Source organism: Microbacterium sp. 10L49 (genome assembly GCF_056395125.1).
On the sequence record NZ_JBFTIW010000003.1, the window covers coordinates 286,141 to 304,553 of the forward strand.

General features: G+C 69.8%; 15 protein-coding genes. 7 read left to right on the forward strand and 8 right to left on the reverse strand.

Annotated elements, in window-relative coordinates; all coding sequences use genetic code 11:
• Positions 1 to 87 precede the first annotated feature (87 nt).
• Positions 88 to 1,515 carry a sulfatase family protein gene (locus tag AC1DCT_RS09230; protein ID WP_477428714.1) on the forward strand — a complete coding sequence of 476 codons (1,428 nt, stop codon included), beginning with the start codon at positions 88 to 90 and terminating at the stop codon, positions 1,513 to 1,515.
• The gene (locus tag AC1DCT_RS09235) at positions 1,512 to 2,870 is read left to right on the forward strand and encodes a glycoside hydrolase 5 family protein (protein WP_477428716.1); all 1,359 of its coding nucleotides are present in this window, start codon (positions 1,512 to 1,514) and stop codon (positions 2,868 to 2,870) included. Before AC1DCT_RS09230 ends, AC1DCT_RS09235 begins: the two co-directional genes overlap by 4 nt.
• Before the next feature lie 288 nt (positions 2,871 to 3,158).
• Here the strand turns inward: AC1DCT_RS09235 and AC1DCT_RS09240 are convergent, their stop codons facing one another.
• Positions 3,159 to 3,635 carry an adenylyltransferase/cytidyltransferase family protein gene (locus AC1DCT_RS09240; protein ID WP_440734325.1) on the reverse strand — a complete coding sequence of 159 codons (477 nt, stop codon included), beginning with the start codon at positions 3,633 to 3,635 and terminating at the stop codon, positions 3,159 to 3,161.
• Positions 3,636 to 3,846: 211 nt separating this feature from the next.
• Positions 3,847 to 4,869, reverse strand: a complete 1,023-nt coding sequence (locus AC1DCT_RS09245; RefSeq protein WP_477428718.1) for a LacI family DNA-binding transcriptional regulator — start codon at positions 4,867 to 4,869, stop codon at positions 3,847 to 3,849.
• Positions 4,870 to 4,958: 89 nt separating this feature from the next.
• Here AC1DCT_RS09245 and AC1DCT_RS09250 point away from each other — a divergent pair, with 89 nt between their 5' ends.
• Positions 4,959 to 7,979 carry an alpha-mannosidase gene (locus tag AC1DCT_RS09250; RefSeq protein ID WP_477428719.1) on the forward strand — a complete coding sequence of 1,007 codons (3,021 nt, stop codon included), beginning with the start codon at positions 4,959 to 4,961 and terminating at the stop codon, positions 7,977 to 7,979.
• A gap of 141 nt (positions 7,980 to 8,120) precedes the next feature.
• Here AC1DCT_RS09250 and AC1DCT_RS09255 read toward each other — a convergent pair whose 3' ends face one another.
• Entirely contained in the window at positions 8,121 to 8,594 is a 474-nt protein-coding gene (locus tag AC1DCT_RS09255; protein WP_440734328.1) for an S-ribosylhomocysteine lyase, read from the reverse strand.
• A gap of 230 nt (positions 8,595 to 8,824) precedes the next feature.
• Positions 8,825 to 9,967, reverse strand: coding sequence for an epoxide hydrolase family protein (locus AC1DCT_RS09260; protein WP_441978027.1), 1,143 nt, complete (start codon positions 9,965 to 9,967; stop codon positions 8,825 to 8,827).
• A gap of 66 nt (positions 9,968 to 10,033) precedes the next feature.
• On the opposite strand from AC1DCT_RS09260, the gene AC1DCT_RS09265 reads away from it, so the two are divergent.
• Complete coding sequence (locus AC1DCT_RS09265; RefSeq protein WP_441978026.1) at positions 10,034 to 10,990, forward strand: helix-turn-helix transcriptional regulator; 957 nt, start codon at positions 10,034 to 10,036, stop codon at positions 10,988 to 10,990.
• Between the two features lie 14 nt (positions 10,991 to 11,004).
• Here AC1DCT_RS09265 and AC1DCT_RS09270 read toward each other — a convergent pair whose 3' ends face one another.
• Entirely contained in the window at positions 11,005 to 11,820 is an 816-nt protein-coding gene (locus AC1DCT_RS09270; RefSeq protein ID WP_477428721.1) for a serine hydrolase domain-containing protein, read from the reverse strand.
• 107 nt (positions 11,821 to 11,927) lie between these two features.
• On the opposite strand from AC1DCT_RS09270, the gene AC1DCT_RS09275 reads away from it, so the two are divergent.
• Positions 11,928 to 12,524 carry a carboxymuconolactone decarboxylase family protein gene (locus AC1DCT_RS09275; RefSeq protein ID WP_477428723.1) on the forward strand — a complete coding sequence of 199 codons (597 nt, stop codon included), beginning with the start codon at positions 11,928 to 11,930 and terminating at the stop codon, positions 12,522 to 12,524.
• The gene (locus AC1DCT_RS09280) at positions 12,521 to 13,417 is read left to right on the forward strand and encodes an RNA polymerase sigma-70 factor (RefSeq protein WP_477230236.1); all 897 of its coding nucleotides are present in this window, start codon (positions 12,521 to 12,523) and stop codon (positions 13,415 to 13,417) included. Before AC1DCT_RS09275 ends, AC1DCT_RS09280 begins: the two co-directional genes overlap by 4 nt.
• 353 nt (positions 13,418 to 13,770) lie before the next feature.
• Here AC1DCT_RS09280 and AC1DCT_RS09285 read toward each other — a convergent pair whose 3' ends face one another.
• Complete coding sequence (locus AC1DCT_RS09285) at positions 13,771 to 15,156, reverse strand: glycine--tRNA ligase (protein WP_477230235.1); 1,386 nt, start codon at positions 15,154 to 15,156, stop codon at positions 13,771 to 13,773.
• Between the two features lie 159 nt (positions 15,157 to 15,315).
• On the opposite strand from AC1DCT_RS09285, the gene AC1DCT_RS09290 reads away from it, so the two are divergent.
• Complete coding sequence (locus AC1DCT_RS09290; RefSeq protein WP_477428725.1) at positions 15,316 to 16,785, forward strand: peptide MFS transporter; 1,470 nt, start codon at positions 15,316 to 15,318, stop codon at positions 16,783 to 16,785.
• A gap of 119 nt (positions 16,786 to 16,904) precedes the next feature.
• Here AC1DCT_RS09290 and AC1DCT_RS09295 read toward each other — a convergent pair whose 3' ends face one another.
• Together AC1DCT_RS09295 and AC1DCT_RS09300 are read right to left on the reverse strand one after the other, a co-directional pair.
• Positions 16,905 to 17,780 (reverse strand): NAD-dependent epimerase/dehydratase family protein, encoded by an 876-nt coding sequence (locus AC1DCT_RS09295; RefSeq protein WP_477428727.1) that lies wholly within the window; start codon positions 17,778 to 17,780, stop codon positions 16,905 to 16,907.
• An 83-nt stretch (positions 17,781 to 17,863) separates the two neighbouring features.
• The gene (locus AC1DCT_RS09300) at positions 17,864 to 18,256 is read right to left on the reverse strand and encodes a hypothetical protein (RefSeq protein ID WP_477428729.1); all 393 of its coding nucleotides are present in this window, start codon (positions 18,254 to 18,256) and stop codon (positions 17,864 to 17,866) included.
• Positions 18,257 to 18,413 lie beyond the last annotated feature (157 nt).

Below are 18,413 nucleotides of genomic sequence, written 5' to 3' on the forward strand. Positions count from 1 at the left end.
TGCCATAAGGGCAGGACGCCGTCCAACAATTCCGACGCGGGACCCTTCGTCGGACCAAACCCCTTCAGCGCCTCAAGGAGGAACGCGATGAGCAGTCCCCGTCGCCCGAACATCGTGTTCGTGCTGACCGACGATCACGCCTCGAATGCGATCGGCTGCTACGGCTCAGCGGTGAACACGACTCCCGGCATCGATGCGATCGCCGCCGCCGGGATGCGCTTCGACCGCGCCCTGGTGGAGAACGCGCTGTGCACGCCGAGCCGCGCCGCGTTCCTCACCGGCACCTACAGCCACACGAGCGATGTCACGACGCTCACGACGCACCTCGCGAACGACCGCGGGACGTTCATCACCGCGCTGAAGGCGGCGGGCTACCGCACCGCCATCTTCGGCAAATGGCACCTGGGGCACGGCCCCGACCACGACCCCGTCGGGTTCGATCACTGGGAGGTGCTGCCGGATCAGGGCGAGTACTTCGACCCGGAGTTCCACACGCAGGACGGACTCGTACGCTACGAGGGCTACGTCACCGACATCATCACCGAGCACGCGCTGGCGTGGATGGACGCGCAGGGCGATGAGCCGTACTGCGTGCTGGTCTGGCACAAGGCCCCGCACCGCCCGTGGGAGCCGCATCCGCGGCATGCGGACCTGTTCACGGATCCGATCCCGCTGCCCGCCACCTTCCACGACGACTACGAGGGTCGAGGAACCCCCGCGCACCACGCGACCATGCGGATCGCCGACGACCTGAACGACATCGACCTCAAGCAGGATCCGCCGTCCGAGCTCGGCTATGCGGAGCGTGCGGTGTGGAAGTACCAGCGCTACATGCAGGACTACCTGCGTTGCGTGGCCGCGGTCGACGAGAGCGTGCAGGCGCTCACCGGATTCCTGCAGGAGCGCGGTCAGTTCGACGACACCGTCACGATCTACGCCTCGGATCAGGGTTTCTACCTCGGCGAGCACGGCTGGTTCGACAAGCGCTTCATGTACGAGGAGTCGCTGCGCATGCCGCTCGTGCTCAGCTACCCCGCCCGCGTCGCCCCCGGCGGGAGCACCGAGGCCATGGTCTCGAACGTCGACATCGCGCAGACCCTGCTCGACTTCGCCGGTGTCGCGGCTCCCGAGAGCATGCAGGGGCACAGCCTCGTCGACCTGGTGACCGCGGACGACCCCGTACCGGTGCGCGATGCGCACTACTACCGCTTCTACGAGCACGACGACCGATCGCACCACGTGTGGGCGCATTACGGCGTGCGCACCGAGCGGTACAAGCTCATCTACTTCTACGCCGACGGAATGGGCCTGCCGAACACGCGCGATACGACTTATCCTCCGGAATGGGAGCTGTTCGACCTCGAGAAGGATCCGTACGAGCTCACCAGCGTGCATCTCGATCCCGCGTATGCCGACATCCGGCGTGAGCTGACCCTGAAGCTGTGGGATCTCCAGCAGGACCTCGGCGACTCGCCCCACCCGCGCCAGCCCGTCCCGGAAGGACGTACTCGATGACCCTCGGCACCGACGCCGCACTCCCCGCCGTCCCGGACGAGGCCGCCCCGCTGCGGTTCGGCGCGAACTACACCCCGTCGAAGGAGTGGATGCACGCCTGGCTCGATCTCGACCTCGACGCCGTGCGCCGCGACTTCGCCGGACTCGCCGCGCTCGGCCTCGACCACGTGCGGATCTTCCCGCTCTGGCCGGTGCTGCAGCCCAACCGCACCCTGATCCGGGAGAAGGCGATCGCCGATGTGCGGGCCGTGGTCGACGTCGCCGCCGAGCTCGGCATGGACGCGAGCGTCGACGTGATCCAGGGACACCTGTCGAGCTTCGACTTCATCCCCTCGTGGCTGTTCACCTGGCACGACAAGAACATGTTCACCCATCCGCAGGCTCTGAGCGGTCAGGTCGCACTCGTGGAGCGCCTCGGAGTCGCGCTGCACGACGCCCCGAACTTCCTCGGCTTCACGCTCGGCAATGAGGTGAACCAGTTCTCCGCGGCCGTGCACCCGCACCCGTGGCCGGTCTCGCCCGACGAGGCCGCGGGATGGCTGCGCGCGCTGCTGGAGGCGGCGGAGCGCTCCGCCCCCGGGCTGCCGCACGTGCACAGCGAGTACGACGCAGCCTGGTACATGGACGGGCACGGCTTCGTACCGACGCACGCCAGCAGGATCGGCGCGATGACCACGGTGCATTCCTGGATCTTCAACGGCACCGCCCAGCGCTACGGCGGACGCAGCGCCGCGAGCGACCGGCACGCCGAATACATGATCGAGCTGTCCCGTGCGTTCGCGGCGGATCCGCAGCGCCCCATCTGGCTGCAGGAGGTCGGCGCCCCGTCGAACTGCCTGGCGCCGGAGCAGACCCCCGACTTCCTCGAGGCGACGGTGCGCGCGGCGGCGCGCACGGAGAACCTCTGGGGCGTGACCTGGTGGTGCTCGCACGACGTGGGCCGCGAGCTCGCCGACTACCCCGAGCTGGAGTACTCCCTGGGCCTGATCGACCAGACGGGCGCGGCCAAGCCCATCGGGCGTCGGTTCGCGGAGATCATCCCCGAGCTGCGGAAGCGCCGCCCGGCTCCGGCCCGCACGACGGCGATCGTGATCGAGGTCGACGTGCATGAGATCCCGGTCAGCCGCGCGGCGATGAGCCCGGGCGGCGCCATCTTCCAGGCCTGGGTCGATGCGTGCGCAGCCGGCCTCGACGCCACGTTCGTCACCTCGCTCACCGCGGCGGATCCGGCCGCCCTCGCCGCCCGCGGGATCACCGACCTGATCCGCCCCGACCTCGCGACGGGATCCGGCATCTACTCCTCGAACAACACCGTCGTCGACGGCGCGGAGGCCGCCACCGGGATTCCCGCCTGATCCCCCCGGGGATCAGGCGGGATCTGCGCCGACGGCCTCGGCTACGACGAGGTCAAAGATGGATTTCGCTGCTCCGGAACCACCGGGAGCGACGTTTTCCATCTCTGACGCGCGCCCCGCGCCGCGTCGAAGATGGATCTCGTCGCGCCGGATCCCTCGCGAGCCGCGTTTTCCATCTCTCCGCGCGAGCGCGACGCCGGAGATCCAGGCCGCCTCTGGCTCCCGGACGAGGATCCGGACCGGATCCGGGGTCGTCGAGGGAGCACGACCGCAGGCCAGCAGGTCGTGTCAGGCGCGCGCCTCGCGCTCGGCTTCCTTGGCCGCCACGATCTTGCGCAGGCCGGAACTCGAGAAGCGGTGGTCGCGGCTGTTGAAGTACAGCTCGATCCCCGCCTCCTCGCAGTAGGCGCGGCCGGTGAAGTCACGGTTCTCGTACTCGTCGCCGACGATGCGCACGTCGAGCTTGAACGAGCGGAGGATGTCCTCCAGGTCCTGCTCGGTCGAGTACGGCACGATCTCGTCGACGTACTCGCACCCGCGCAGTTGGATGTAACGCTCGACCACGGTCTGGGTGGGAGCGTTCTTCTCCGGGCGGTCCAGGGTGGGGTCCATCTGCAGTCCGCAGATGAGGTAGTCGCACTGCCGCTTGGCCTCGGCGAGCATCATGATGTGCCCCGCGTGCAGCAGGTCGAAGGTGGAGAAGGTGATCCCCACGCGCGGCCCCGGGTTGTAGTCCTGGTGCTTCTTCACGGTCTCCGGCGTCATCTGCGAATCCTCTCGTCGGCCCAGAGCACTCTATCGAACGCGCCCGAATGCACCCTCTGCGGCTGCGTAGCGGGTCGTATCCGGGTGTCGCGCGGTCGACCGCGATCGACCGGACGGCGACGGGGAGCCACACTCGACGAGGGCGGCACCGGAGGGATGCTGCACTCGGCGAGGGCCGCACTCGAGGGGCGCTGAACTCGATGAGCGACACTCAGCGCGACGGCGCCGCCGTGCTCTCCCGGATCGTGAGCGCCGGCGCCGTTCCACGGCGGGACGGCAGCGGCTCCGCGGATCCGATCCGCTCCAGCAGGAACGCAGCGGCCTGCTCACCGAGCGCGAAGGTGTCGCGGGTGAGGCAGGTGATCGAGGGGTGCACGAGCCCGGTGACCACGGAGTCGTCGAACGACGCCACCGACAGCGCTTGCGGGACCGCAACGCCCATCTCCTGCGCGACGCGGAGGCCCGCGATCGCCATCACGTCGTTGTCGTAGACGATCGCCGTGGGTCGCGTCGCGCGGCTGAGCAGCGTGCGGGTCGCCGCGGTCGCGGCGGCCGGGGAGAAGTCGGTCACGAGCGTCTCGCCCGCCGCACCGCGGGCGGCCAGCGCCGAGAGCACATCGGCGCGAATACGCGTGTGCTGGAACTCGGCCGGTCCCGACACGTAGGCGATCTCGCGGTGGCCGAGTGCCGCGAGGTAGTCGAACAGCGCGTGCGCCGCGGCCTCGTCGTCCAGCCAGATGGCGGGCGGATCCCCGGCGCTGTCACTGCTGCCGATCACCACGGCCGGCAGCGGCAGGGTGGGCAGCAGCGTGAGACGCGGGTCGTCATCGCGGGGATCGATCACGATCACGCCGTCGACCTGGTTGGCGCTGCGCCAGCGCCGATAGGTCGCCATCTCCTCCTCGATCGAGGAGACCACGACCAGCTGCAGCGCGACGCCGTGCTGCGCCAGTGCCGACTGCACCCCGGCGATGAGGTCGGTGAAGAACGCCTCCGTGCCCAGGGTGCGCGCCGGACGGTTCACGGCGAAGCCGACCACCCCCGCCCGGGATCCGACCAGGGCTCGGGCGGCCGAACTCGGCTGCCACTGGTGCTCCTCGGCGACGGCGAGGATGCGCTGGCGGGTCTGCTCGCTGACGCCCGGGCGCCCGTTCAGCGCGAAGGAGACCGCGCCGGGGGACACTCCCGCGAGACGGGCGATATCGGCGATGGTGATGCGCTTCGCCTGTGACATAGACTCACCGTACTAGATCGTTTTAGTAGACCCTGCGGAACGGGATTCCCCAGGCGTCCTCACATTCTCGCACCGCGAAGGAGCACCCCGTGCACGAAGAGACCTCGCTCACCGTCGGCCGCGTCACCCGCGTGCTCGGCGAGCGCGTGCGCCCCGCCGTCCACTCCACCCGCATCCCGCTGGAGATCGCCGCGCACGCGCTGCCCGGCGAGCCGATCCCCGCCGCCGACGGACTGGCGCTCGAGTACGCGCCGTTCGCCGCCGGCCAGCAGTGGGGTCCCGCGTGGGGAACCACGTGGTTCCGCGTGCGCGGCACCGTGCCCGCAGAGTGGGCCGGCAAGCGCGTCGAGGCGCTCGTCGACCTCGGCTTCGACATCAACATGACCGGCTTCCAGTGCGAGGCGCTCGCCTACCGCGTCGGCGCCGACGGCGAACCGGTCCCGGTGAAGAGCCTGAACCCCCGCAATCAGTGGCTGCCCATCACGGAGCGGGCCGAGGGCGAGGAGGCGATCGAGCTGTTCCTCGAGGGCGCCTCCAACCCCGTGCTGCTGGACTACCATCCCTTCCTGCCGACGCAGGAGGGCGACATCCTCACCTCGTCCCCGGATCCGCTCTACCGCGTCCGCCACATGGATCTCGCCGTGTTCGAGCCCGAGGTGTTCGAGCTGTCCCTCGACCTCGAAGTGCTGCTCGAACTGCAGGCCGAGCTGCCCGAGACCAGCCCGCGCCGGATGCGGATCCTGCAGGCGCTCGACGACGCGCTCGACGTGCTCGACCTGCAGCGCATCGTGGAGACCGCGGGCGACGCCAGGGCGCAGCTGGCTGACGTGCTGGCCGCCCCTGCCGACGCGAGCGCGCACCGCATCGCCGCGATCGGGCACGCGCACATCGACTCCGCCTGGCTGTGGCCGCTGCGCGAGACCGTGCGCAAGGTCGCGCGCACCACCTCGTCGATGACGACGCTGCTCGAGGAGCAGCCGCAGTTCCGCTACGGCATGTCCAGCGCGCAGCAGTACGCCTGGATGAAGGAGCACCGCCCCGAGGTCTATTCGCGGATCAAGGCCGCGGTCGCCGAGGGCCGCTTCCTGCCGCTCGGCGGCATGTGGGTCGAGTCCGACACCGTGATGCCGACGGGCGAGTCGCTCGTGCGGCAGTTCTCGCACGGCCAGCGCTTCTTCGAACGCGAGTTCGGGATCCGCTCGAAGGGCGTGTGGCTGCCGGACAGCTTCGGCTACTCCCCCGCCCTGCCGCAGCTCATGCGCCGCGCCGGTTTCGAATGGTTCTTCACGCAGAAGATCTCGTGGAACCAGCGCAACGTGTTCCCGCACCACAGCTTCGACTGGGAGGGCATCGACGGGTCGCGGATCTTCACGCATTTCCCGCCGATGGACACCTACAACTCGCAGCTCTCGGGCATGGAGGTCGCCAAGGCCTCGCGCCAGTTCAAGGAGAACCGCGTCGCGACGCGCTCGATCGCCCCGGTGGGCTGGGGCGACGGCGGCGGCGGCACCACCCGCGAGATGACCGGCAAGGCGTCCCGCCTGGCCGACCTCGAGGGCAGCGCGCGAGTGGAGTGGATCCACCCCGACGAGTTCTTCGACGCCGCCAAGGCGGAGCTGCCGGATCCGGCCGTGTGGGTCGGCGAGCTGTACCTCGAGCTGCACCGCGGCACGCTCACCAGCCAGCACGCCACCAAGGCGCTGCACCGCTGGGCGGAGCAGGCACTGATCGAGGCCGAGCTGTGGGCATCGACCGCCGCCGTCCGCCTTGGTGCGGCCTACCCGCACGATGAGCTGGACCGGCTGTGGGAGACCGTGCTGCTGCACGAGTTCCACGACATCCTCCCCGGCACCTCGATCGCGTGGGTGCACCGCGAGGCGGTGTCCGTGCTGTCCCGCGTGCTCGACGAGGCCCGCGCGCTGTCTTCGGCTGCGCGTGCCGCTCTCGCCGGAGACGGGGACGTGGAGCTCGTGTTCACGCCGACGTCGACCGGTGTCGCACCCGGCGCTCGCGCGCTCGGCGCGGCACCCGATCCGGGCACCGCGACCGGATCCGTCTCCCTCTCGGAGACCGGATCCGGCTTCCGCCTCGAGAACGACCTCGTCGCGGTCGTGATCTCGCCCGAGGGTCTGATCACCTCCGCGATCGACAAGGCATCGGGCCGGGAGACCATCCCCGCCGGCAAGTCCGCGAACCTGTTCCAGCTGCACCAGGACTTCCCGAACATGTGGGACGCGTGGGACATCGACAAGTACTACCGCAACCGCGTGGACGACCTCACCGCGGTGTCGTCGATCTCCGCGTCCGTCGACGACGACGTCGCGACGATCGTCGTGGAGCGGCCATTCTCGGTGTCCTCGCTGCGGCAGACGATCACGCTGCGTCCCGGATCGCGCACGGTGCTGCTGCGCAACGAGATCGACTGGCACGAGACCGAGAAGCTGCTCAAGCTCGCCTTCCCGCTGGACGTGTTCGCCCGCGAGACCGCGGCGGAGACGCAGTTCGGCTTCCAGCGCCGGGTCACGCACGTGAACACGAGCTGGGAGGCGGCGAAGTTCGAGACCTCGATGCACCGCTTCGTGCTGGTGCAGGAGGACGGCGGCTTCGGCGCTGCACTCGTGAACGACTCGATCTACGGCTTCGACACGGCGCGCGACGTGGACGGCGACGACGTCACCACCACGGTGCGCCTGTCGCTGCTGCGCGCCCCGCGCTTCCCCGATCCCGACACCGACCACGGCACGCACGAGATCCAGGTGGGCCTCGTGATCGGCGCGGACGCCGCGATCGCGACCGCCGAGGGCATCGCGCTGAACGCGCCGTCGAGCGTCGTGCGCGGCGCCAACGAGGTCGAGCCGCTGGCCGCCGTGTCCGGCGAGGGCATCGTCGTGTCGAGCGTGAAGCTCGCCGACGACCGCTCGGGCGACGTGATCGTGCGCGTCTACGAGTCGCTCGGCCGACGTGCGACCGGATCCCTGTCGGTCGGCTTCGCGCACCGCGGCATCCGCGAGGTGTCGCTCATCGAGGACGAGCTGGACGCACCGCGCACCGGGGAGGCCCTCTCTCTGCGCGCCTTCGAGGTGCGCACGCTCCGCATCGCCCGGGCCTGACGCCGCGTCGCCGCGCGCTCCCCGGTTCGCGCCGAGGCCCCTCGCAGCACCGACGCCCCCTCCCGCTGACACATCCGACAGGGGGCGTCGGCGTGCAGAGGGGGCGTCGGCGCTTACGGGAGGCCCGGACGGCGAAGCAGTTCAGGCCAGGATGCGGGTGAACGCGTCGCGGCTGATCCCCTGCTCGAGGATCCGCGCCGACCATTCGCGTGCGCCGTGCAGGCTGTGGTCGCGGTAGTTGCCGCACTCGATCGCGCTGACGCCGGGGACGTCGCTCCACTCGGCCTTCTCCGCGATGAAGCGCAGGCTGTCGGTGATGGCCTCGACGAGCGCCGGAACCTCGGGGCGACCCCAGGTGATCAGGTGGAAACCGGTGCGGCAGCCGAACGGCGAGATGTCGATGACCCCGTCCACGCGGTCGCGCAGCAGCGAGGCGAGGGTGTGCTCGATCGTGTGCAGTGCCGCCGTCGGGATCTCGCCCTCGTTCGGCTGGACGAAGCGCACGTCGAAGTTGGAGATCTCGTCGCCGCGCGGGCCCTGCTCGACCCCGATCAGGCGGATGTAGGGCGCCTTGACGGCGGTGTGGTCCAGGGTGAAGCTCTCGACCTCGGCCATGGCGGATCTCCTTCGCGGTGCGGGTGGAATGAGGGACGGATACCGATGTCGGAGCCGGCCCGGGTCCGAGGCTACTCCGCTCACCTCGGACGAGGGCCGCCGCCCGCAACACGATGACGGACAGGGTGGCGCCGCTCTGCGCCGTCCCCCAAAGAAGGAAAACGCCGCCGGGGCGCGACGAGCAGCGTTTCCTTCTTTGACCCGGGCGATGGCGGAGCTCAGCCAGCCGCTCAGGCCTCGCGGATCCCCGCGAAGAAGGCGCGGACGTCGCCGGCGAGCAGGTCGGGGCGCTCCAGAGCGGCGAAGTGGCCGCCCTCGTCGAAGCGGCTCCAGTGCACGATGTTGTCGTTGTCGCGCTCGGCGAAGACGCGGATCGTCTGGAAGTCGTCCTTGAAGACGGCGACGCCGGTCGGAGCGTGGTTGACCTGCGGCTCGGCCTGGGCCTGCGCGTTCTCGAAGTAGCTGCGGCTCATGCCCGCCGCGGCGTTCGCGAACCAGTTCACGCTGACCTCGAGCAGGATCTTCTCCAGCGGTACGAGCGAGGTGCCGTTGCCGAAGCTGTTGAACAGCTCGCTGTACGCCAGCAGTCCGATCGGGGAGTCGCTGAGGCCGACCGCGACCGTTTGCGGGCGTGAGGCGTTCATCGTGTTGTAGCCGCCGACCGACTGGAACCACTGCATGTGCTCGAGCCCGGCGTAGTCGGCCGGCTCGAGGCGCTCGAACTCGGATGGGTCGCCCGAGGGGAACGAGAACAACTGCAGCACGTGCAGGCCGAGGAAGCCCTCCGGGTTCAACAGACCGAGCTCGCGAGCGACCATCGCGCCGTTGTCGGACCCGTGCACGCCGTAGCTCTCATAGCGGAGTCCCCGCATGAGCTGGTCGTATGCCTTGGCGACGCGGGGCATCGTCCACCCGGCGTCCGTCACGGGCTGGGAGAAGCCGTATCCCGGCGCGTCCGGGACGACGACGTCGAAGGCGTCCTCCGCGCGGCCGCCGTACGACACCGGGTCGACGAGGCGGTCGATGACGTCGAGGTAGTCGACGGAGGATCCGGGATACGTGTGCGCCAGCAGCAGCGGCGTCGCCCCTTCATGCGCCGAGCGGACGTGGATGAAGTGGATGTCCTGGCCGTCGATCTCGGCGACGAAGTGCGGAAAGGCGTTGATGCGGGCCTCGGCGGCGCGCCAGTCGAAGGCGCGCCAGGCGGCGAGCGCCTCGCGGAGGTAGTCGTTCGGTGTGCCGGTGGTCCAATCGTCGGCGGGGGCCGGCTGCGGCAGGCGGGTGCGCGCCAGACGATCCTGCAGATCGGCGACCTCGGCGTCGGTGACGGAGACGGTGAAGGGGCGGATGACGAGAGCTGCGGTGGTGTTCATGTGTTCCACGGTAGAAGCCCATTAGGCTGTATTCGTTCCTAATGAAAGAACTTCTTCGAGGATCCGATGACAAGCCCGTCCGCCCGCCTGCTCGCCCTGCTCTCGCTGCTGCAGACGGGCTCCGGCCGCACCGGGGCCGAGCTCGCCGCCCGGCTCGACGTGAGTCCGCGGACCGTGCGCGCCGACATCGAGCGCCTCCGAGACCTCGGCTACCCGGTGGACGCCGTGCGCGGATCCGTGGGCGGATACCGTCTCGGATCCGGCGGGCAGCTGCCGCCGCTGCTGCTGGACGACGAGGAGGCGGTCGCGGTGACCGTGGGCCTGCAGATGGCTGCGGGCCTGACCGGCATCGAGGAGTCCGGCGCCAGGGCCCTTGCCAAGATCGAGCAGGTGCTGCCCTCCCGCCTGCGCCCGCTCGTCGACGCCCTCGGCTCGACGATCGACCGCGGCCAGGAGAACGTCGGCACCGACGCCCCCGATCCGGAAGTGGATCCCGCCGTGCTGGCCGCCGCCGCGGCCGCGATCCGCGACGTCGAGTGGCTGCGCTTCGATTACCAGGACTCTCCCGTGCTCGTCGAGCCGTACCGCCTGCTCAGCTGGCAGCGGCGATGGCACCTGGTCGCGCGTGATCCCGTCACCGATGAGTGGCACACCTACCGGGTGGACTGGATGTCGCTCCGTATGCCGACGCGCCGCAGGTTCAACCCGCAGCCGTTGCCGGGCGGCGACTACACGGCGTTCGCGATGCGCACGATCGCCGCGAGCGGATGGGCGGTGCACGCCCGGCTGCGGATCGATGCGCCGGCGCAGGCCGTGCTCGACCGGATCAATCCGACGGTCGGCGTCGTCGAGCCGATCGACGCCGACCACTGCGTGCTGGTCACCGGCGCCGACAGTCTCGACACCGTGGCGGCGTACATCGGGATGCTGATGATGGACTTCACCGTGGAGTCCCCGCCCGAGCTGATCCCGCGCCTGCAGGTGCTGTCGGAGAGGTATGCGCGCGCCGTCGCCGGATCCTGAGGACCGGATCCGGATCAGCCTCCGTAGCGCGTGACGATCTCCTCGGTCAGCGCGGGCCAGATCCGCTTGTGCTCCTCGCCGAACGGGACGCCGGAGAGGAACGCGGCGGCGAGGTCCCGCGAGCGGTCGACGAGCAGGAAGCTGCCGAGGGCTCCGAAATGGCCGGCGGTCTCGGGTGGGAACGAGTCCGCCAGCCAATGCGGCGACTTGACCCCCTTCAGCTCGAAACCCAGGCCCCACTGGTTGTCGGCGTACGAGCCGTAGCCAGGGACGATCCCGCGCAGCCCGGGGTGCGAGACGGTGAGGGCGAGGTCGCGCAGCGCAGCCGGGATCAGTGTCGGCCGCAGTACCTCGCGCCCGAAGATCAGCAGGTCCTCGATCGAGGCGGATGCGCCTGCCGACGGACGTCCGGTGACATCCGTGCGCTCCATGCCGAGCGGCAGCGCGACCTCCCGCAGCATCCAGTCCGCGAAGTCCATGCCGACGGCGTCGGCGACGTGCGCGGCGAGCGCGTCGAAGCCGGCATTCGAGTAGATGCGCCGCTCACCGGGGGCCTTCAACGGCCCCTCCCCCTCCATGGGCAGCCCGCTGGTGTGGTCGAGCAGGTTCAGCACCGTCGCTCCTGCGGGCCCCGCCGGCTCGTCCAGATCGACCAGCCCGCACTCGATCGCGACGAACACGCCCCAAGCGGTCAGCGGCTTGGTCACCGAGGCGAGCGGCAGGACGGCCTGCGGATCCCCCTGAACGGCGAGCGTCCGCTCGGGGCCTGTGACGCCGACCAGAGCCGTGTGCGGGAAGCCGTCGGTCGCTGCGAAGGTCGTCGTGTCCACGGATCCATCGTCCCATGGGACCAATTCGGATCCGGATGTCACACATCGCAGCCGGGCGGTGTCTCCATGTCGAAGGCGCGAGAAGCGCGCCGCAGAAGGAGCAGATCATGACGACCCAGACCCGCGTCCCCGCGACCGAGGTGACCGGACTGTACGGCGCCGTGGTGAAGTTCGCCACGAAGAAGATGTTCGGCCGGGTGCCCGACTCGATCGGGGTGCTCTGGCATCACCGCCCGGTGTTCACCGACATGATGAACTTCGGACGCAAGACCGAGAAGTGGCACGAGCTCGACAAGAGCCTGTCGACACTGGCCACCATGACGGCGGCCGCGACCGTCGGCTGCAGCTTCTGCCTCGACCTGCACTACTTCATGGCGCACGACCACGGGCTCGACGAGGACAAGGCGCGCGAGGTGCCGATCTGGCGCGAGTCCACCAGGTTCACGCACAGGGAGCGGCTCGTGATGGAGTACGCCGAGGCGATGAGCTTGACACCACCCGCCGTCACCGACGAGCTCTCGGACGAGCTGCTCGCGGAGCTGGGCGCCCCGGCACTGCTCGAGCTCGCCGCGAAGGTCGGCTACCTCAACGCGACCGCTCGCGCGAACATCGCGCTCGGGATCCACTCGGACGGCTTCGCGGACGCCTGCGGGCTCGCGCCGCTGGCTACGCTGGCCGAGACCCGCGTAACGTCGCCCGCATGAGCGACGCGAGCCGGCCGGCGCCCGAGGATCCGTTCGTCACGCACCGCGGCCTGCTGTTCACGGTCGCGTACGAGATCCTCGGATCCGCCGCCGACGCCGAGGACGTCCTGCAGGAGTCGTGGCTGCGCTGGGCGTCGGCCGATCGCGACGACGTGCGCGATCCCCGCGCCTATCTGGTGCGCACCGTGACCCGGCAGTCCCTGAACCTGCTGCGGACGGCGTCCCGCCGGCGCGAGGAGTACGTGGGCCCGTGGCTGCCGGAGCCGTTGCTGACGACCGCCGACGTGGCCGAGGACGTGGTGCTCGCCGAGAGCGTGTCGGTCGCGATGCTCACGGTGCTCGAGACGCTGGGCCCGACCGAGCGCGCGGTGTTCGTGCTGCGCGAGGTGTTCGACGTGCCGTTCGACGAGATCGCCGACGCAGTGGGCAAGACCCCGGCGGCGGTGCGGCAGATCGCGCACCGCGCCCGCGACCACGTGGCCGCCCGCCGCCCGCGCATCGCGGTCGACGCCTCCGAGCACGATCTCGCCGTGCAGCGCTTCATCGCGGTGATGAACTCCGGCGATGTGCAGGGGCTCATGGACGTGCTCGCTCCCGACGTGGTGTCGGTCACCGACAGCGGCGGGCTCGTGCGGCACGCGGCACGGCGTCCGCTGCACGGCGCCGATCGTGTGGTGGCGTTCCTGCAGGGCAGCATCGCCAAGCTCGACACGGCCTTCGCGGTGATCCCGCTGCGGGTGAACGGCATGCTCGCCGCGGGGATCCAGGTGGGTGGCGAGCTACTCGCGGCGGTGAGCTTCACCGTCGAGGAGAGCCGCATCACGCAGGTCTTCTCGGTCGCCAACCCGGGCAAGCTCTCCGGGCTGGACGCCGAGGCGCCGCTCGCCCGCTGATCCCGGTGCAGCCCCCCGACCCGCCACAGCGCGAGGCCGGGTACCTGCGACCATCCGCCACGTCTCATTCCTTGCACATTGCGAAGGATCCCAGGTTCTTTCACGACAGATCGCCCAGAAGGGCGGGCGAATGCACCGGAAACTGGATCCAAGCCCCCCTGTCTACAAGGAGCATCTCCATGGAACGCGACCCCGAACTGTTCGACTCCGACGCGCTGCTGCACATCGGCCGCCCCGTCTGGTTCGAGAAGCACCCCTCACAGGCCGAGGGCGAAGACTTCTGAGCGCCCGACGCTGAGACGGCGAAAGGGCCGCGATCCACACGGTGAATCGCGGCCCTTCGTCATGCCCGGTCAGGCGCCCTTGAGGCGCTCCGACAGATAAGTGTCGAGCTCGGCGAGCGGCACGCGCTCCTGCGCCATCGTGTCGCGGTCGCGGACGGTCACCGCGTCGTCGTCGAGCGAGTCGAAGTCGATCGTGACGCAGAACGGGGTGCCGATCTCGTCCTGGCGGCGGTAGCGGCGGCCGATCGCACCGGCGTCGTCGAAGTCGATGGCCCAGTGCCCGCGCAGCTTGTCGGCCACCTCGCGGGCCAGCGGCGAGAGGCGCTCGTTGCGGCTGAGCGGCAGCACCGCGACCTTGACCGGCGCGAGGCGCGGGTCGAGCTTCAGCACGGTGCGCACGTCGGATCCGCCCTTGGCGTTCGGCACCTCCTCCTCGACATAGGCGTCCACGAGGAACGCCATCATCGAGCGGGTGAGGCCGAACGACGGCTCGATCACGTAGGGGGTGTACTTCTCGCCCGAGGCCTGGTCGAAGTAGGTGAGCGAGGATCCGGAGGCCTCGCTGTGGTTGGTCAGGTCGAAGTCGGTGCGGTTGGCGACGCCCATGAGCTCGCCCCACTCCTTGCCCGCGAAGCCGAAGCGGTACTCGACGTCGATGGTGCCGGCGGAGTAGTGCGCGCGGTCGTCCTCCGGCACATCGAACTGACGCATGTTCTCGGGGTTGATCCCGAGGTCGATGAACCAGTCCCAGCACTCCTGCACCCAGTGCTCGAACCACTCCTGCGCCTCGGCGGGCGGCACGAAGTACTCGATCTCCATCTGCTCGAACTCGCGCGTGCGGAAGATGAAGTTGCCGGGCGTGATCTCGTTGCGGAACGCCTTGCCCACCTGGCCGATGCCGAACGGCGGCTTCTTGCGCGAGGCGGTGAGCACGTTCGAGAAGTTCACGAAGATGCCCTGCGCGGTCTCCGGGCGCAGGAAGTACACGCCGGACTCGTCGTCGACCACGCCGAGGTAGGTCTTCACGAGACCCGAGAACGCCTTGGGCTCGGTGTACTGGCCCTTGGTGCCGCAGTTGGGGCAGGGCACGTCGGCCAGGCCGTTCTCGGCGGGACGGCCCTTGCGGGCCTCGAAGTCCTCGATGAGGGTGTCGGCGCGGAAGCGCTTGTGGCACTGGAGGCACTCGACGAGCGGATCCGTGAACGTCGCGACGTGGCCCGAGGCCTCCCACACCCGCTTGGGCAGGATGATCGAGGAGTCCAGACCCACCATGTCGCCGCGGCCGCGCACGAACGTCTGCCACCACTGCCGGCGGATGTTCTCCTTGAGCTCGGTGCCGAGGGGGCCGTAGTCCCAGGCCGAGCGTGAGCCCCCGTAGATCTCACCCGCCTGGAACACGAACCCGCGGTGGCGGGCGAGGGCGATGACCTTGTCAAGACGGGACTGTTCGGCCACGGTGGCTCCAATGGTCGCGATGATGCGGGGAATGCGCACGAAGAGGCGCGACTCAATCCTATCCGGGACCTCTTGTCCTCGACGCGGGGTTCGTGCTCGGGGCGGTGGGCTGAGTCGGGCCTTTCCGCGGCGCGCGCCGGCGCGGCTTACGCTGGAATGATGAGCACCGCACAGGAGACCGAGAAGCACGGCGACCACGACACCCGATTCTTCGGGCAGCCGTGGGCCCTCGCCCACCTGTTCGGGGTGGAGATGTGGGAGCGGTTCAGCTTCTACGGCATGCAGGGGATCCTGCTCATCTACCTGTACTACTCCGTCACCGACGGAGGGCTCGGCCTCGACAAGGGCATCGCCGGCGGCATCGTCGGCGCCTACGGCGGATCCGTTTATCTGGCCACGATCCTCGGCGCCTGGGTCGCGGACCGTATCCTCGGATCCGAGCGCACGCTGTTCTTCAGCGCGATCGTGATCATGGCGGGCCACATCGCCCTGGCGCTGCTGCCGGGCGTCGTGGGCGTGGGCGTGGGTCTGGTGCTCGTGGCGATCGGATCCGGAGGCCTCAAGGCCAACGCCACCTCCGTGGTCGGCACCCTCTACGCGGCCGAGGACCCGCGGCGCGACGCCGGCTTCTCGCTCTTCTACCTGGGCATCAACCTCGGCGGATTCTTCGGACCGATCCTCACCGGTCTGCTGCAGTCGACGCTGGGCTTCCACTTCGGCTTCGGCCTCGCCGCGATCGGCATGGCCGCCGGCCTCGTGCAGTACTCGTTCGGACGCCGTGGGCTGCCGGCCGAGGCCAGCCGCATCGCGAACCCGCTGCCGCGCAACCGCTATCTGACGGCCGTGATCGTCGCGATCGCCGCGATCCTGCTCATCGTCGTGCTCGTGCTCGTCGGCGTGATCCGCGCGGACAACCTGTCGACCATGGTGATCATCGCGGCCACCGTCGCCGCGATCGCCTACTTCGCGGTGATCCTCACGAGCCGCCGCATCGACGCGACAGAGCGCTCCCGGGTGTGGGGGTTCCTGCCGCTGTTCATCACGAGCGTGGCGTTCTGGTCGCTGTACCAGCAGCAGTTCACCGTACTGACGGTGTACTCGGACGAGCGCCTGAACCGCGACCTGTTCGGCTGGGAGATGCCGGTGTCGTGGGTGCAGTCGATCAACCCGGTCTTCATCATCGTGCTGTCGGGGGTGTTCGCCGCGATCTGGACGAAGCTCGGCGCTCGTCAGCCGTCGACGCCGGTGAAGTTCGCGCTGGGCGCCATCATCATGGGTGCCGCGTTCCTGCTGTTCCTGCCGTTCGCCGGCGGCGCCGCGAACTCGACCCCACTGCTGGCGATCATCGGGATCCTGTTCGTCTTCACGGTCGCCGAGCTGCTGCTGTCGCCGATCGGCCTGTCCGCGGCCACGAAGCTCGCGCCGGCCGCGTTCCACACCCAGATGGTCGCGCTGTTCTTCCTGTCCGTGTCGCTGGGCACCGCGATCTCGGGCTGGCTCGTGCAGTTCTACGACCCGCACAACGAGGTGCCGTACTTCTCGATCCTCGGCGCGATCGCGATCATCGTCGGGATCGGGCTGCTGGTGTCGGTCAAGCCCGTTCTCGCGCTCATGAAGGGCGTGCGCTGACGCGGACGCCCGGCTCCCAGGGCTCTAAGCGCCCTTCGTCTTGCTCCGCTCGCTCACGAACCTGTGCGTGAGCCGAAAGGCGGGGCCGGGCGATCAGCGCCCAGCCCCGGCCTTCGTGCTCAGCGCGCGGAGACGCTCTCGCCGAGATACTCGCCCTCGGCGAGCTGCGCGACGAGCGGGCGCGCGGTCGGCGCCCATCCGAGCTCGGCCCGGGCCTTCGCGCCGGTGGCCTGCTCGTCGAGCAGGAGCGCATCGGCGAAGGCCTCGCCCAGACGCTCACGGGTCTCCGTGACGCTCTCGGCGCGGACGCCCTCCGTCACGCCGTAACCGGCGGCGATCGCCTCGCCGAGCTCGCGCACGGTCGGGTTCTGCCCGGACGCCCCGATGTACGTCTCGCCCCGGCCGCCCTTCTCGAGCGCGAGCACGTACAGCGCGGCCAGGTCGTCGACATCGACCGTGGTCCAGTGCTGGCTGCCGTCGCCGATCAGGAGCACTCCGCCGTCGGTCTCGTCGGTGAGCAGCCGCACCAGTCCGCCACCGCGGCCGTACACCGTCGCGGGCGCGACGACGGTCCCGCGGAGGCCGTCCGCGCCCAGGACGCGGGCCTCTCCCGCTCCACGCCAGGCCGTGAGGGCGGGCCGGTCGAGGGCCGTGTCCTCGGTGATGTCGTCCGAGGAGCCGTAGCTCCAGATGCCGCCGGTGTGCACGAACGGCTTGCCGGTGCCCTCGAGCGCGCCGAGCACGGCGTCGATGAACGCCGCGTCGCCTTCGGGCGTGGAGGCCGTGTGGATGACGCCGTCGACCGCGCGCACCGCTTCTGCGATGAGCGTCGCGTCGGTGACATCGCCGACCAGCCCTGTCGCCCCCGCTTCTTCGACCACGCGTGCCTTCGCCGTATCGCGGACCAGGGCGGTGACCGCGTGCCCCTCCGCGAGCAGCCGGTCGAGGACGGAAGTGCCGATGTATCCGGTCGCGCCGGTGAGAAGAACCTTCATACGTTTCGCGAACGCGCCGCACGCAGGGTGGTATTCCCGTCCGCGGCGCGTCGGATCCGTTCCGGTACGGAATGGCGTGCCGGTCAGCGGGTGATCGTGCGCCCGTCCGGATCGTCGGGGCCGAGCGGGCGCAGGCGCGCCGGAAGCGGCCACGTCAGCGTGTACTGCTGCGTGGGCGGGCGTTGCATGTCGCCGAAGTCGTCGACCTTGACCGTGATCCGGCCGTCGCCCTCCGGCACGACCTCCACGATCTGCACCCGCAGCGGCTCCGGTCCCTCGCCCTCCAGGATCCACGGATCCGCGAGCCAGCGGATCCCGTGCTCCTCGAGCGCCGCCTCGGCGTCGAGCCAGTCGATCTCGCCGGTGACCTCGCGCCCGAGCACGTCGACGGCGAGCCAGTCGGCGCCCTCGGGGCGGATCCAGCCCAGGAGTTCGCCGTCCTCGCGGCGATGCGGGGTCCAGTCTGCGGGGATCATGGGGCGAGCCTAGTCGGCGCTCCCGGTCGTTGAGCGAGCCCCGAGCGCAGCGAGGAGCGAGACGAAACGCGGTGCCCAGGGCCTCGAGAGCACATGCTCCCCGCGAGTGCACATGCCCACCGCGCGACGGGGATGTGCGCTCGGCGAGAGGATGTGC